The sequence below is a fragment of the Paraperibacillus esterisolvens genome, assembly GCF_046237625.1.
GTDB lineage: Bacteria > Bacillota > Bacilli > Bacillales > DSM-1321 > Paraperibacillus > Paraperibacillus esterisolvens.
Genome location: NZ_CP143545.1, coordinates 3,942,880 through 3,956,703 on the forward strand (window position 1 = coordinate 3,942,880; position 13,824 = coordinate 3,956,703).

General features: G+C 44.3%; 17 protein-coding genes. 10 read left to right on the forward strand and 7 right to left on the reverse strand.

Annotated features, from left to right (window positions below):
* Positions 1 to 53 precede the first annotated feature (53 nt).
* From V1501_RS19905 to V1501_RS19915, 3 genes are all read right to left on the reverse strand, one after another.
* A complete protein-coding gene (locus tag V1501_RS19905) occupies positions 54 to 476 on the reverse strand; it encodes a DUF2085 domain-containing protein (protein ID WP_409293471.1) in 423 nt (140 codons plus the stop codon).
* A complete protein-coding gene (locus V1501_RS19910; protein ID WP_409293495.1) occupies positions 385 to 648 on the reverse strand; it encodes a hypothetical protein in 264 nt (87 codons plus the stop codon). Before V1501_RS19910 ends, V1501_RS19905 begins: the two co-directional genes overlap by 92 nt.
* A 225-nt stretch (positions 649 to 873) precedes the next feature.
* Positions 874 to 2,061, reverse strand: a complete 1,188-nt coding sequence (locus V1501_RS19915; RefSeq protein ID WP_409293472.1) for a cytochrome P450 family protein — start codon at positions 2,059 to 2,061, stop codon at positions 874 to 876.
* Between the two features lie 194 nt (positions 2,062 to 2,255).
* Here V1501_RS19915 and V1501_RS19920 point away from each other — a divergent pair, with 194 nt between their 5' ends.
* Positions 2,256 to 3,182: a LytR family transcriptional regulator gene (locus V1501_RS19920; protein ID WP_409290608.1), complete on the forward strand. Its 927-nt coding sequence runs from the start codon at positions 2,256 to 2,258 to the stop codon at positions 3,180 to 3,182.
* 421 nt (positions 3,183 to 3,603) lie between these two features.
* Here the strand turns inward: V1501_RS19920 and V1501_RS19925 are convergent, their stop codons facing one another.
* Positions 3,604 to 4,647 carry an Ig-like domain-containing protein gene (locus V1501_RS19925; protein WP_409290609.1) on the reverse strand — a complete coding sequence of 348 codons (1,044 nt, stop codon included), beginning with the start codon at positions 4,645 to 4,647 and terminating at the stop codon, positions 3,604 to 3,606.
* Positions 4,648 to 4,934: 287 nt separating this feature from the next.
* Between V1501_RS19925 and V1501_RS19930 the strand changes: the two genes are divergently transcribed.
* The 3 genes from V1501_RS19930 to V1501_RS19940 are packed head-to-tail and all read left to right on the forward strand — an operon-like array spanning position 4,935 to position 5,886.
* Complete coding sequence (locus tag V1501_RS19930) at positions 4,935 to 5,363, forward strand: GNAT family N-acetyltransferase (protein WP_409290610.1); 429 nt, start codon at positions 4,935 to 4,937, stop codon at positions 5,361 to 5,363.
* A 25-nt stretch (positions 5,364 to 5,388) separates the two neighbouring features.
* Positions 5,389 to 5,697 carry a hypothetical protein gene (locus V1501_RS19935; protein ID WP_409293473.1) on the forward strand — a complete coding sequence of 103 codons (309 nt, stop codon included), beginning with the start codon at positions 5,389 to 5,391 and terminating at the stop codon, positions 5,695 to 5,697.
* A 45-nt stretch (positions 5,698 to 5,742) separates the two neighbouring features.
* Complete coding sequence (locus V1501_RS19940) at positions 5,743 to 5,886, forward strand: hypothetical protein (protein ID WP_409290611.1); 144 nt, start codon at positions 5,743 to 5,745, stop codon at positions 5,884 to 5,886.
* 142 nt (positions 5,887 to 6,028) lie between these two features.
* Here the strand turns inward: V1501_RS19940 and V1501_RS19945 are convergent, their stop codons facing one another.
* Both V1501_RS19945 and V1501_RS19950 read right to left on the reverse strand, forming a co-directional pair.
* Positions 6,029 to 7,057 carry an ABC transporter permease gene (locus V1501_RS19945; protein WP_409290612.1) on the reverse strand — a complete coding sequence of 343 codons (1,029 nt, stop codon included), beginning with the start codon at positions 7,055 to 7,057 and terminating at the stop codon, positions 6,029 to 6,031.
* Positions 7,054 to 7,785 (reverse strand): ABC transporter ATP-binding protein, encoded by a 732-nt coding sequence (locus tag V1501_RS19950; RefSeq protein ID WP_409290613.1) that lies wholly within the window; start codon positions 7,783 to 7,785, stop codon positions 7,054 to 7,056. Before V1501_RS19950 ends, V1501_RS19945 begins: the two co-directional genes overlap by 4 nt.
* 175 nt (positions 7,786 to 7,960) lie before the next feature.
* Here V1501_RS19950 and V1501_RS19955 point away from each other — a divergent pair, with 175 nt between their 5' ends.
* Positions 7,961 to 8,578 (forward strand): TetR/AcrR family transcriptional regulator, encoded by a 618-nt coding sequence (locus V1501_RS19955; protein WP_409290614.1) that lies wholly within the window; start codon positions 7,961 to 7,963, stop codon positions 8,576 to 8,578.
* A 146-nt stretch (positions 8,579 to 8,724) separates the two neighbouring features.
* Here V1501_RS19955 and V1501_RS19960 read toward each other — a convergent pair whose 3' ends face one another.
* Entirely contained in the window at positions 8,725 to 10,026 is a 1,302-nt protein-coding gene (locus V1501_RS19960; RefSeq protein WP_409290615.1) for a N,N-dimethylformamidase beta subunit family domain-containing protein, read from the reverse strand.
* 824 nt (positions 10,027 to 10,850) lie between these two features.
* On the opposite strand from V1501_RS19960, the gene V1501_RS19965 reads away from it, so the two are divergent.
* The 5 genes from V1501_RS19965 to V1501_RS19985 are packed head-to-tail and all read left to right on the forward strand — an operon-like array spanning position 10,851 to position 13,696.
* A complete protein-coding gene (locus V1501_RS19965) occupies positions 10,851 to 11,207 on the forward strand; it encodes a hypothetical protein (RefSeq protein ID WP_409290616.1) in 357 nt (118 codons plus the stop codon).
* 18 nt (positions 11,208 to 11,225) lie between these two features.
* Positions 11,226 to 11,549: a hypothetical protein gene (locus V1501_RS19970; protein WP_409290617.1), complete on the forward strand. Its 324-nt coding sequence runs from the start codon at positions 11,226 to 11,228 to the stop codon at positions 11,547 to 11,549.
* A gap of 13 nt (positions 11,550 to 11,562) precedes the next feature.
* Positions 11,563 to 11,937: a hypothetical protein gene (locus tag V1501_RS19975; RefSeq protein WP_409290618.1), complete on the forward strand. Its 375-nt coding sequence runs from the start codon at positions 11,563 to 11,565 to the stop codon at positions 11,935 to 11,937.
* An 18-nt stretch (positions 11,938 to 11,955) separates the two neighbouring features.
* Complete coding sequence (locus tag V1501_RS19980; RefSeq protein WP_409290619.1) at positions 11,956 to 13,284, forward strand: DNA/RNA non-specific endonuclease; 1,329 nt, start codon at positions 11,956 to 11,958, stop codon at positions 13,282 to 13,284.
* A 1-nt stretch (position 13,285) separates the two neighbouring features.
* The gene (locus V1501_RS19985) at positions 13,286 to 13,696 is read left to right on the forward strand and encodes an immunity protein YezG family protein (RefSeq protein ID WP_409290620.1); all 411 of its coding nucleotides are present in this window, start codon (positions 13,286 to 13,288) and stop codon (positions 13,694 to 13,696) included.
* Positions 13,697 to 13,824 lie beyond the last annotated feature (128 nt).

Here is a 13,824-nt window from a genome sequence, read left to right on the forward strand (position 1 = left end):
TGCGGTGCTTAACATTACAGCCAACCTGCTTGGCCCACGAAACAAAATGAATTCTACAGCAAATAGCCGGCAAACCAGTGAAAACTGGCGCTGATAAAAAGGGATTGCCCGATTCCAAACATCATCCCCGTGATGAATCTGAGCATATTGGTGCTTTCCCTCCATTTCCACCGCTGAGTAAATCCATCTATCAAAAGCGGGCACATGAGGAGAAAGCAGAGCCAAAATGGGAATTGTACAGGAAGAAGGAGGATGAGTGGAAGAAATAAATATCCTGTCAGCATGGCTGTACATCTTGCACAGAGAGGCATTGGCTTTCCATTGATATGCAGGCAGCGGGAAGGCATGCGGTGGCATGGAACAAGAGTCAATAATTCTTTCATTCTAGTGGGTACAATCCGGCGTACAGTCCAGTTTGTCGCAATCTGCCGCTCTGAACAGGCCAAGACCTGTACAATCGCAGTCCAAAAACTCATCACATGAAGAGTCTTTCTTTTTCCGCCTGGAATGATAATGCCGGTACATCACAATGATGAGAACAATCCCAATCCCCGCCATCACAGAACCGCCCGCATACTCCCCCTTCACCAGAAGGTATATTCCGGTAATCAAAAAAATCAGGATTGCTGTAATACCTGCAAAAAACATCTCCTATTCCCCCATAAACCGAACACTCTTTTTCGAACTTCATTTTCAATGTAGCATAAAGGGTTAGAATGCCCAAACAAAATTTTGATACAAATCTCAGCATGAGGCCAGCTGCTCTCTCAGACATCGCCCAGCTTAACGGGTTAACCCAGACCAGAGACCCGGATCACCCCACAAAAAAGCGCCGCACCCAGGCAATAGCCTGCATACAGCGCCCAAATCTTTCTATATCTTCAACGGAATCTCCTTAACACCCCTCACAATCATCCCCGGCCGCCACTCAAGTTCTTCCTTCGCCGCATCCAGCTTCATGTCCGGGAAGCGGCCCAGGATGGAGCTGATTGCAATTTCGCCTTCGAGTCTGGCAAGCGGTGCACCCAGGCAGAGGTGAATGCCTGTGCCGAATGCGAGGTGCTGGCTTTTTTCGCGGGTGATGTCAAATACATCCGGGTCGCTGAATTTTTCGCCGTCATGATTGGCGGAGTTGAGGGCGACGATGACGAGGTCGCCACGTTTTAGCTGCTGGCCTTTGAATTCAAAGTCCTCCCCGGTCCATCTGGAGGTGCTGAATTCGACCGGCCCGTTGTAACGCAGGGCTTCCTCCACGGTCTTCTGGATGAGCTCTGGATTTTCCAACAGCTTCTCCTTTTGATCGGGATGCTCGAGCAGCGCGAGGACGGCATTGCCGATCAGATTGACGGTCGTTTCATGGCCGGCTATGATGAGCAGCGACACCAGGCCGTACAGCTCGCGCTCAGTCAGCTTGTCGCCCTCCTCCTCGGCAATGATCAGCTTGCTGATCATATCATCGCCAAGATTCTCCCGCGTTCTTGCAAACCAATTTCCAAGATACTCCACAAATTCATTCATATGCTGGTAGATTTCATTTGCATGCTCTCCGTTTGAACCCTCAATCAGCGAGTTGGACCAGATCCGGAATTTATCACGGTCAGCTGCCGGAACTCCAAGCATTTCACAGATCACGATAATTGGAAGCGGGAAAGCGAAGTCATCGATCAGATTCATTTTCTTTTTTCCGGCTGCAGCATCAAGCAGCTCATCCGTTATCTCCTGGATGCGCCCCCTCATCTTCTCAATCATCTGCGGTGTGAAGGCCTTTTGGGCAAGACCCCGGAGACGCTTATGATCAGGGGGATCCGAGAACAGCATATTTTCCGTAAAAATGCTCTCATGCCCCATATTGCCGCCATACAGTTTTGCAAAATCTTTTATGAACCGGGAATCCTTCAAAACTTCCACAGCATCACGATATCTAGTCACCATCCAGCCAGACTGCCCGTCCGGGAACATCGTCCGGTAAAGAGGCTCCGTTTCCCTGAGCTCCGAGTAAAGCGGGTATGGATTCCGGGTAAATTCCTTGGTAAACAGCGCATCTTTAGGATTCAAGTTGATATCTCCTTTCAGAATGTTCGGTTAGTTTCACTCTAGCACATTTGGATAAAATACCCTAATTAAAGACAAATGAAGTTCTCTCAACAGATAATCATCAGTAGTTTTTGAGCGATCAAAAAATATTACCAATCTCATAGAATCATGCTATGCTATTTGAAAGAAGTGACATTTTCTTGAAAAAACGGGGGGATTGTATGAGATCAGGGAAAAAGAGAAGGAAGAAATGGCCAAAGATATTAGGGATTATTATTCTGCTGCTCATTGCTGCGGGAGGAGCGTATTTCTTTTCCGTTTACAAGTCACTAACATCTGCCGTCGAGACGATGCATCAGCCCATTGATCGCAAAGTTTCCGACAAACGGGGCAAGGCAGTGACGCTCGAGAAAAAAGAGCCATTTTCCGTGCTTCTCCTTGGCGTTGACGAGCGGAAAAACGACCGCGGCCGCTCTGACTCATTAATTGTACTCTCCGTTAACCCGAATAAAAATTCTGTTCAGATGCTGAGTATACCGCGCGATACCCGCACAGAGATCGCCGGTAAAGGCACCCAGGATAAAATCAATCATGCATATGCCTTTGGCGGCGTGGAAATGGCCATGAATACTGTGGAAAATTTCCTTGATATCCCGATTGATTACTTTGTACAGATCAATATGGAGGGCTTTAAGGAAATCGTGGATTCAGTAGGCGGGGTCACTGTCAATAATGATCTGGATTTCACCGCAGGAGGATATCATTTTGCTAAAGGGCCGGTAACCCTTGATGGAAAGAAAGCATTAGCCTTCTCCAGGGCAAGGTATGAGGATCCGCGCGGGGACTTCGGCAGACAGCTTCGCCAGCGCCAGATCATCCAGGGAGTGATCCAGGAAGGCGCGAGCCTATCGTCCTTGACCGGCTATGGAGACATCTTCAAAGCTTTGGGGAATAATGTGAGGACCAATCTTACATTTGACCAAATGGTGGATATCCAAAAAAATTACCGGGGAGTCCGGAATAATATTGAACAGAACCAAATCAATGGTACAGGGACCAAAATCGATAAAATCTACTACTATATCGTTCCGGAGGAAGAAAGAGCCCGCCTGCAGGCTCATTTGAAGGAGCATCTGGAATTAAAATAGCAAGAGGCATCCCCCGCCGCGGGTGATGCCTTCTTTCATTCTATCAATTTAATAAATGCCTCCAGGCTGTCCCCCGGTTCGACGGCCACCCGCGGAACAATCGATGAAAGTCATAGGTACGGCTCTGAAATTCAAACACATTGATAGGGGTTTATACCGGATTTGTGATTACAGACTCATTTCATTGTGAGAGGAGATTTTTTTGTTTAAAAAAAGAAGGCTTGTTAGCCCTCATATGTTTCATTCATTTTTTGCAATTGCCTTGCCGCGTTGAATTCACCCCATATTAACGGAGGCAGCCCCCTCTCCATTGAAGCAAGTTGTCTCTCTACTTTGCAAGGTCCTTACATGGACAGGATACCAAAAAGAAGAATGTAAACGCACAAAAAGAAGGTCAATAGACCTCCTTCAATGGTAATTCTTATTTTACTGTAATAGTTACCGTGTTAGCATTACCCGCTTTATCTTTGGAAATTATGCTAAGTTTGGATTTCTTCTTTTGAGCTTTTATTTTCACTTTGTAACTCCCCTTGCTGTCAGCAGCCGCCTTACCAAGGGACTTAGATCCAAGTTTTACTTCTACACTGGCTTTAGAGTCAGTTTTACCGGTTACACTAGTACTCTTTGAAGTTACTGAGCCAACCGTTAATGTCTTGGGTGGTGTTTTATCCTTTACATACTGTTCCGTAAACTCGCTTTGATTTTCAGCATTATCTACAGCACAAATGGCTAAATAAGTATCCGCTTTTTGCTTGGGTATTTTTATAGAGAATTTGCCGCTCGAAGATACCTTACCATCTGCAATAAACTTATCACCTGCCTGAATCCATACTTGCGAGCCTTTTTCAGCAGTACCGGTAACTACTGTGTCATTATCATCTACTTGGTTAACTTTTGGAGCTGCCGGCGGAGTAGTGTCTAACTCATCCTCAGTGAACAGTTTTACGATGTAAGGATCTTCTAACCCGATATTATTAAAATCCAGCACGTAAATATAGTAAGTTCCTGCAGATACGTTGTAGGGAATGCCAATTGCTGTACCTTCTCTAGATAAGTTATCTATATTCATTATTTCGCCATCAGAATTAAATAAGGCAATCCCGAGATCGACTCCATATGCATCATCATTTGTTGCTCCTGTGAGAACTACAAGACCACTATTGGGTATCTTCACCTTAAACACATCTATATCATAGTTTCCTAGTGTCCCAGCGATTGAGTTTCTAATATCGTGTATATTGGCCGTGAATCTATCATTGTTTGGCTCTGCTTCATAATCGATATCTTCTAACCCTTTTGGTATTCTGTTGGAGTTAACTTTATACTTATATCCCTCTTTTGCCTGTTTAACTTCATTAATAATCTTACTTCTTAACAGGGGTGCTTGATCTGCCGCATTTACTTGTGGTGCAAAAGGAGTTAACAATAATACTGAAGACAACAATAAAACTAGTACTTTTTTCATGACTTCCTCCTAGTTATTAGTAAGTAAATATTACCATTAAATAGGATTAAACAGGAAAAAAGTTGCACTTCTATAACGTGGTAAAATTTTACTCTTCTCTGTTGCTTTTTCCCGGGGAGTAAGTAAAGCCAGTATAGTTACAGGCTATCACTGCTTATCATACATAAGGGTTCAAATGGAATGTGAAGAAAGATTTTAGAATACCTTCTTTATTGTCCCACTCTTATTTCGTATGATTAAACAGAGATCTATATATTTAAGAAAAATAGTTCCGGGAGGTATGAATCATGAAAAATCTAATAATTGACACAGAGTGGAATCAAGAAGACACACCCTGCATTCAACAAAGATTAAGAGAGTTTAATATAAAGCATTTGTCAGAAAAAGATGTTGAGTTCAAAAACGAAGATTTCTGTTTTAAAGTGAAGGATGATGAAGGTAACATCCTTGGCGGGATTTCGGGAAATACAAAAATGCAGAGTGTTTCTATCCAATTTCTTTGGGTGGATGAAAGCCTTAGAGGAGAAGGGTTTGGCAGAAAACTCATGAAAAAAGTCGAACAGTACGCTGTGGAGAAGAAATGCCGAATGATCAAGGTAGATACGTTCAGTTTTCAGGCACCTGATTTTTATATCAGCCTAGGTTATCAAGTGTATGGAAAAATAGAAGACTTCCCCGAAGGTTACGATCATTATTTTTTGGTTAAAAAGTTATAGGAAAACGTTGGAGGCATACTATTTGATGTTAACGAATGTTTGCAGCTGCCAAGTTACAAGTTCCATTAAAGTGGAAGCCGATTATGATGCTGACCCGCTCTGGTGCAATACATGCGGCTGGAACTTAGATATCGATGAAGTTCCACTGACTGATACTATTAAAGATGCTCTATTTAATTGGCAGCAGCAATATGGAAGGATATCCATTAAAGAACATAATGCAGCCGGATTGAATCTTACTGAGATAGTGAAGAAAGAATTAGGTCCAGATTGCACAGTCGTTTTTATGCCCATGAAATTATTTCCAGAGAATAATGGAGGAATTCCTTTCTAAAAGTAGAATGCTAGAAATGAATATATGTTGAAATGGAGCGATTTTATGAACAATGAAAACAAGAAAGATAAAAGTAAAATAGAGAATGACAGCTGGAATAGAGCCTTTTATGGCAGTCCAACAATCGGCGGCCTGGTTGTGGCCGGAATTATTGCAGCAATTATCACCTACAATGTGTTAACCAAGTAAATGGGCGATGCCTTCCTAAAGGGATCCGCCTTTTCTTATTCCCTTGTGTATAGTTCTTTACATTTTTCCTCCATTCGATTTGAGTTATCACAAGAAGACGGAATCATACCTGGATTAGTTTGATTCCGTCATCATGTATCCCTTATAATTTCCTGAACTTCTTCAATGCCTGCTTGTTAATGAGATATAAAACCAATGCATACACAATCAAACCCAGGAGATATCCCCAGATCTGCTGAAATCCATCACCATAGACCATCACACCCTTAATCGCTGCTGCTCCATAATAAATCGGCATAATGTAGCTGAGATTCCCGAGATGATACGGAATCAGGTCCAGGGGAATCAGCCCTGAGAAGAATACCTGAGGGATGATCGTAAATGGAATCATCTGGACCACCTGCAGTTCTGAGCTGGCAAATATGGAAATCGTCGCCCCAAATGATACAGCCGTGACCGCGAGCAGAACCATCGCAAGCAGAACCCACCCGATGTTACCGGCCGAACTTAATTGCAGGACGTATATGGAATAAAGAACAATGAGCACAGCTTGAACGATGGCAAAAACAGCATAACCCGCCGTATATCCAAGAATGACCTCCCCGCGTTTAATCGGTGTCATAAGCAGCCGTTCCAATGTACCCATGCTCCGCTCTCTGACAAGCGCCATCCCCGAAATGATAAACACCAGGAAAAATGAAAATAGCGCAAGAAATACATACCCGAGAGAATCAAAGGTGGACTGGTCCTTAGTACCGTACACATACTCCAGATTCACTTTGGCGGAAGGGTTTAAAGAAGTGACGGCTTCCTGGATCCCGCTGACAGCTTTCGCTCCCTTGGTTGAAGGCTCATACATGGTAATGGTCATTCCCGAGCCTTGGGATAAGGCAATTATCGCATCTACATCCTGATGATTCTTCAGATATTTCCTGGCCTGTTCCCCATCAAGGCCCTTGATGTCCCGAACTTTCAAATCCTGCTTCTCCAAAGCAGCAGTAAGATTTCCTGGCAGGGCTGCCTTATCAGCACCAACTGTCGGAACATAATCTGAATCACCCAATAAGAAGTAAACAAGAGTCAGGATTAAAAGGGGAGCCACCAGGATCATCATCATGCTTCGTTTGTCATTAAAGGTCTGCAGAATCACACGCTTCGCTAAATGCATCATGAGTAAGCACCCCCTCCGGAATGTTTGGAGGCAGTCAAGAACAGCTCCTCCACTCTTCCGTTTTCCGTTTTATCCAGTAAATGTGTCACCCTATCATATTCAATCAAGGCCCCATTATACAGAAGAGCTGCTTTATCACATTCTGTGACTTCATCCATCACATGGGTGGAAACAATGATGGTTGTTCCCATTTTCTTGATTTCCTGAAATTGCTTCCAGATTGTCTGCCGCAGCATCGGATCAATGCCGACTGTCGGTTCATCCAGGAACAAAATTTTCGGCGAGTGGATGAGCGCAGCTGCAAGTGAAAGCCTCTTTTTCATGCCGCCAGAATAATGTTTGACCAGCTTCCGCCGTTGCTCTTGTAAATCCACAACAGCAAGCACTTCATCCATACGCTCTTTTAGCTGCCGCTTTTCCATTTGGTAGAGGCCGCCAAAGAAATGCAGGTTATCCTCTGCAGACAGATCATCATACAGCGCGTCATTCTGCGGCATGAATCCTACCTTTTTCAACATATCCATATTGGGCATCTGCACATCCCCGAAATGGATCGTCCCCTGTTCTGGAGTAATGGCACCAATCATTAAACGGATTAAAGTGGTTTTACCGGAACCCGATGGCCCCAGCAACCCGCAGATTTCTCCTGCCGGTATGGTGAAGGTAATGTCGTTCAGGACCTGGGTTTGATTAAACCTTTTACTTATATGTGAGACGTGGATATCCATCCCTACTCCTCCTTCAAAAGATCTTTTTATTTGTTATAATCAACACGGTGTTGGTTTATGCTTAATACGACTATAATTTCTTATTGACCGGTATTCAATGCTCAAAAGCAGAAGAAGTGTCGGATAACCGACATCTAACAGGATTGTGTTGAAAAAAAATAAAGGGGGATCAGTTATGACTGATGTTCATCCGGATCTTCGTGTGGTCCGAACGAAGGAATCGATCAAAAATGCACTGATCGGGTTAATAGAAGAAAAGGGGTTCGAGGCCATTACTGTTAAAGACATAACGACTCGGGCCAGGATCAATCGGAGTACTTTTTACAGCCACTATCAGGACAAGTATCAATTGCTGGCCAAGTGTGAGGAAGAGTTGCTGAAGGAGATGGAAAATAAAATTATTAAGAACATGCCGAACGTTATCTCCGATTTAGGAACCGCGACTGCGAATGTCATCCCTATTGCCGTACTGGTTCCATTCTTCGAATTTCTAAACCGGAACAGAGAATTAATGAAAGCATTGCTCAGTCCAAAAGGAGATATGTCGTTTCAGACCAAGCTGAAGGAGTTTATGGGCAAAACTCTCTTTCATGAAAACTACAACATTCTTAAGCAGGAACAACTCCTCGTACCATCGGATTATTTAATTACATATATCGTTTCTGCCCATTTAGGGGTAATCCAGGAATGGCTGATTCACGACAGGGAGGAATCGCCGCAGGAGATTGCAAGGATCATCTTCACGATGACAATAAACGGACCCTTTTTTGCGGCAGGGGTGAAAAAGTCCTGACTCGAGCGGCAGCCTTAAGGCAGCAAAGTCTTGGTATTCCAGTTTATCCATCCACACCGCCCCCTTTTATTATTATATTTTACAATTAATAAAAAGAGTATAAAAAGGACATCTCCCTGTGATTGGAGATATCCTTTTCAGAGTGCCTATTTTATCAACGCATCCAGCGCATTCCTTGTCAATGCCTGCACACCACTGTGAGTTTTGACTTCACTTTCTTTCCCATACGAATCAAGCTGCCAGTTCCAATAGAAGGTTCCGACCGCAAATACTCGGCCGCCCTCCGGCTTTTTAAACCAGAGGAGGTTTGAGTTCCGGAGCTCTGAGGTTCCTTTGAACGCCATCAGCTTCTCACCGATTACTTCGACTCCCTTTGGAGCTGCGAAGCCATGACCGCTGATTCCGTCCACTTCCCCTCCGACAATCTTCGGAATGACGGATCCTTTCTTCAGCCCGGTCCCTTTTAACAGGGGATGATCAGAAACGATCGGCAGGTCATTATAGCGCTCAGCCGGAGCGCCGTTGAACATCGCTCCGAATATCTTATTCTCCGGAAGCTGGATTGTACTGCTCCGGAATTCGCCATTCATGTCCATGAGATAAGGCGCATCCTTCCGGTAGCTTACTTCCCGGTAGCCTGTATTGGCGCTGAGGAGCGCGATTCCTCTCGTGCGGCCGAATTTCTCGATGTTTGTCCACATATTCCGGGTCCAGTATTCATTGTGCCCCGGAATCACAAGTGCCTTGATACTGCTTTTCGCAAGCAGTCCATTATGAACGTCCCGGTCGGAGAAATAAGTGACCGAATAATTCTGCCGCTCAATCCAGCGGATGAACTGATACTCGGAACGGAAGAATTGCCCTGCCCCGCCTGCCTCAAAGCTCGGCCTGTTGAAGGAGACCGTGCCGGCCTTCTCGCCGTCTGAGCTGTTAAAGTTATAGAGACTTTTCCCGCCCCAGGCATTGTAGGCCTGGTAAGTATTCGTTGCGATCATCACGCCAAGCTGAGCCTTTGGCGCATGATCCCTGACCACAAACGTGATATGGCTCTGCCGCATGCCGGTATCTGTCAGCTTCGCAATATACACGCCCGACTTCCAGGAAAGCGGCACTTTATAGTAAGCAGAAGGCTTCCAGCCCGCTGAGCCGACCTCCCCCTGCGGCTGTTTATTCGCCGACACTCCGTAAGACTGATTCATGCTCCCAAGATACGCCGCACCCTTTCCGCTGTTATAGCCCATCCGGTAGAAGTCAATATGATACGGCTTATCATTATGAATATAGAACGTAATCGCCTGCCCCTTCTCATACGACTGGGCATTTGTATATCCCTGCAGCGCCCTGCCCGCAGGCTTCGTGATTTCCCAGCCGCCGCTGTGCGCCTCTGCCCTGGAATGAAGTGCCAGAAAACTGATCAACAATATTAAAAAACTAAATAATTTCCTCACTTGTAAGATCCCCTTGATGTTTGATATGAGATATATCGTCACCAAATAGGGATTATTTAATCATAAATCAATATGTGAATAATCAGGAGGATGGGCCCTGTTTAAATTTGGCCGAATCCTGCAGAAAATAAAAGAGATTATAAATATTAGGAGGACTCATGGCTATATTTCTCACACCCGAAGAAATGTACCAAAGGAAAGCGCTTAAACGCAATCTAACCCTGACGCTCGTTGTTCTAGTCGTCCTCAAAGGCTCATCGCGTTTGTGCCGGTATTGATTTATAGCATGTAAGATGCCGGGGCCTTTTTTTGTTTTTGGGCACGAGGGGTGGGAAGCGAGCGGGTGCCCGCCGGCTCCTCAAGTAAATGTCCGGTTTTCGCAAGTAAATCTCGATTTCCACAACTAAAGCTATGACTTTCACAAGTAAATTTCCATTTCCGCAAGTAAAGTGTCTAGTTTCGCAAGTAACCGGCTAACATCCGCAAAGGAACACCCCTTAAGCAGCCCCTCCGGCCCGCCGCCGGCATGCAAAATCGCCGCTCATACGTCAGATTCATCCCTTTTACTTCGAATCTATTAAAAACAAGCTGAAAAAGCCGGCAAGCGTTCTTAAATGCCTATTTAACGAAAAGCCAGCCCCCCTGCAGTCAGAACTCGTATCCTACCAATTATAGAGAATTAGACTTAGGTCCTTCGTATTAATTGTTAGATTTTACCTGATATTACTTGCTTAAAACTGGCTAAAGTTACTACACTCAAAGTATTACATTATTTTACAAAAAATACCCTGATGTTCCTATATTAGAAAGCGAGGTTGAATGCAATGGATTATGATGCGCGGATTGCTGCCCTGTCTTCCGTGATTGGGTCTTTTTCGGGTGCGCAGCGGGTGGATCTTGTCTGCCCGGCACCTGCCCCGTCCGATGCTTGGGACAACAGTGAGGCCAAACAGGCGGAGGAGGATTGGAACCAGCGGATGGATGCCTTCCTGGCTGAAGCCGACGTGCTGCTCACAAGCTGCATCTCTGCCCTGCAGAGCCAGCTGGCCTATGTGATTCAGCTGAAGGAGCAGGAACTGCGGATGCACCTCAATAATATGGTCGGTCTTAAGCCCGAGGAGCGTGCCGATTATATCAACACAGCCCAAATGGATCCAAGTGTGCGGAAATTGCTTCATTAACCGGAAGGAGGAAGTTGCATGATCATCAATGAAGTCGGAAGCGGCGTTCATATTTCTTATGACTCTGAAACCACTACTGAAGGTGCCAGGGATTTGCTGAAGAAGCTGAATTCATATAAAGAATCAAACAGACGTGTGCTAGGCAAATTTACGGAGGTCCTTGGTGAGCTGGAGGGCGCGACCATTCAGTCCTATCAGGAAGCAGTAGATAATTATAAAGCGTCCTCGGAATTCGCTGAGAATTTTCTTGACAAGTTTCTGGAAATCATTGAACTGACCGACAGCTCCATTCAAAAAGCCGAAGAGCAGAGTACAGCAAAGTTTAATGAAATTGAAGTCTAAGGGAGGACAGAGGATGACGACGAAGATCAAAATCACACCCGAACGGCTTGAGGAGCTCTACGATACCCTCCACAAAGAAGCCGAGCATATTGAAAACATGCTTGCATCCTTAAAGAGTTTCCAAAAAATTCTTGAGGACCAGGGACTCGACAACAGCAGCCTTGGCTTGATCCACTCCTACTGCTGCTCCCTCATTACAATGATGGATGGAGTTCAGAAAAACCAGGTCGTCCTCCAAGAGAACGCGTCTGCTATTGCCAAGGAATTCACCGAGACAGATGTGAGCCTTGCGGATTCCTATGAAGGAACCATACCATCAGCACCGTCATACGGCCAATACAAGGAAGAAAAACTAAAGAAAAAATACAATCTCAACTATTATGACTAACAAAACGGGAGTGATTCAGTGAGTATCTTAACCGTCAAAACCGACCCGATCACCCAGCACCTGCAGAAGGATTACGAACGATACTGCGAGCAGGAAGAGGCGCTTAGCGCACAGCTGAAAATTGCCGAAAGTGCTCCCTCCATCCTTGCAGGAGAAGACTATGCAGCGGTACAATCAGAGATAACAGCACTTCAAGAAATAGCCGAAAAGTATATCAACAAGATTATGCCCCAGCTCCACAGCATGCCGGTCAACGTCAAGCCGATGGAGCCTTATAAGGAAGCCGTTTCCGATATCCAGGAATTTATCGCCGGAAACCAGCTGTCCACTTTCATTGAGGATATGCGCCGCGTTCAGCAGGTCACCCGTGAGGACGTAGAGCCAATCACAACAACGAAAGAGGTCATTGATACCATCGGTGAGCTTTCCGGCGCTTATGACCTCTATCGTTTTGCCACCGCCCGTGACCCTGACGGACGGAAACTCAGTTTTACCGATTGGCTCGCAGCCGGCGGCTGGACCATTATAAGCTTCACCCCCGCCCGCCTCGCAAAGGCAGGTAAACTGACCAAAATAGGCCGGGCTGCCAAATTCCTCAATGAAACCGAAGAAGCCCAGCACAGCCTCTCGGTTTATGCCGCGCTTGCCAGGCAGTATACGCAAGTAAAGCACGCCAGCAAGGATTACATTCAAATGACGAATGAAAATCTTAAACAGCTCCTTCGCACTCCAGCAGTGGCAGGACTACCCAATCATACTGGGGTTGCTTCTTCCCAATGGTTGAAGGTGGAAAGAATTGGTAAAACTAGCGAGGATTCTTTTAGGGATGTTGTAGAGGATGTTGGAAAGGGTACGGTTAATACTCCTAGCAAGGTAAACTATGGTGAGCAATACACTAAGATTAATGGAAAGAAAGTATTGAAACCAAATATAGAATATAAAACTAAAGAAGGTTACCATTATAAAACGGATAGTGAAGGAAGAATTTCAAATGCAGAAGCAACGTTGCAACTTGGGAAAGCAGACCGTAATAATTATGCACAAAGGATAGTTGGCAGAGAAGATAGATTACCTACTGATGATGGAGGTCATTTGATAGCTAGCATTTTCAAGGGTTCAGGTGAAATTGATAACTTAGTACCCATGAATGCTACGCTAAATAGAAAAGAATACAAAGCATTGGAAACTTCATGGAAAAAGGCTATAGAAGCAGGGAAAGAAGTAACAGTTAAAGTGAAGCCAATTTACCTAGGGAACTCTTTTAGACCAAATGAGTTTAAAGTTAGCTATACAATAGATGGTAAAAAATATTCAGATAGATTAACTAATTATTCAGGAGGTAAATGAGATGGAAACTAAAGTAACGGAACAAATATATCAACAAATTGCAAATACATTAGTAAATATAGTACCTGAAGAATGGGAAAGAATTTACTTATATGCAGAATTTAGAGAAGGTTACAAAAAAGTGTTTTTCTACTATTTCACTCAATCTAGAGAAAAACCAGTATATTGCCTTGAAATAACAGATTTATTTAATATACCCGAAGATGACTATGATGAATTGGAAAATGAACTATATACTTGTTTTACGAAATTGTGGGAAGAATTTAAGATACAAGAGCAGGACCAGTGGACGAATTTAACATTTATTTTAGATAGCACAGGTAAAATGAAAATTAACTATGGATATGAGGACATTTCTGAAATCAGCTCTATTGAGAAACAAAATAAGTGGGAAGCTGAATACTTAGCTTAATTAACCAGTAGGCTGATATACTTTTTTTTATTACTTACTAGCCTAACAAGCACTTGCATGTCAAATAGACAACAAGTGTTTTTTTGTTAGAACTGTAACTTGAACAAGATAATAATATCTAAATCATA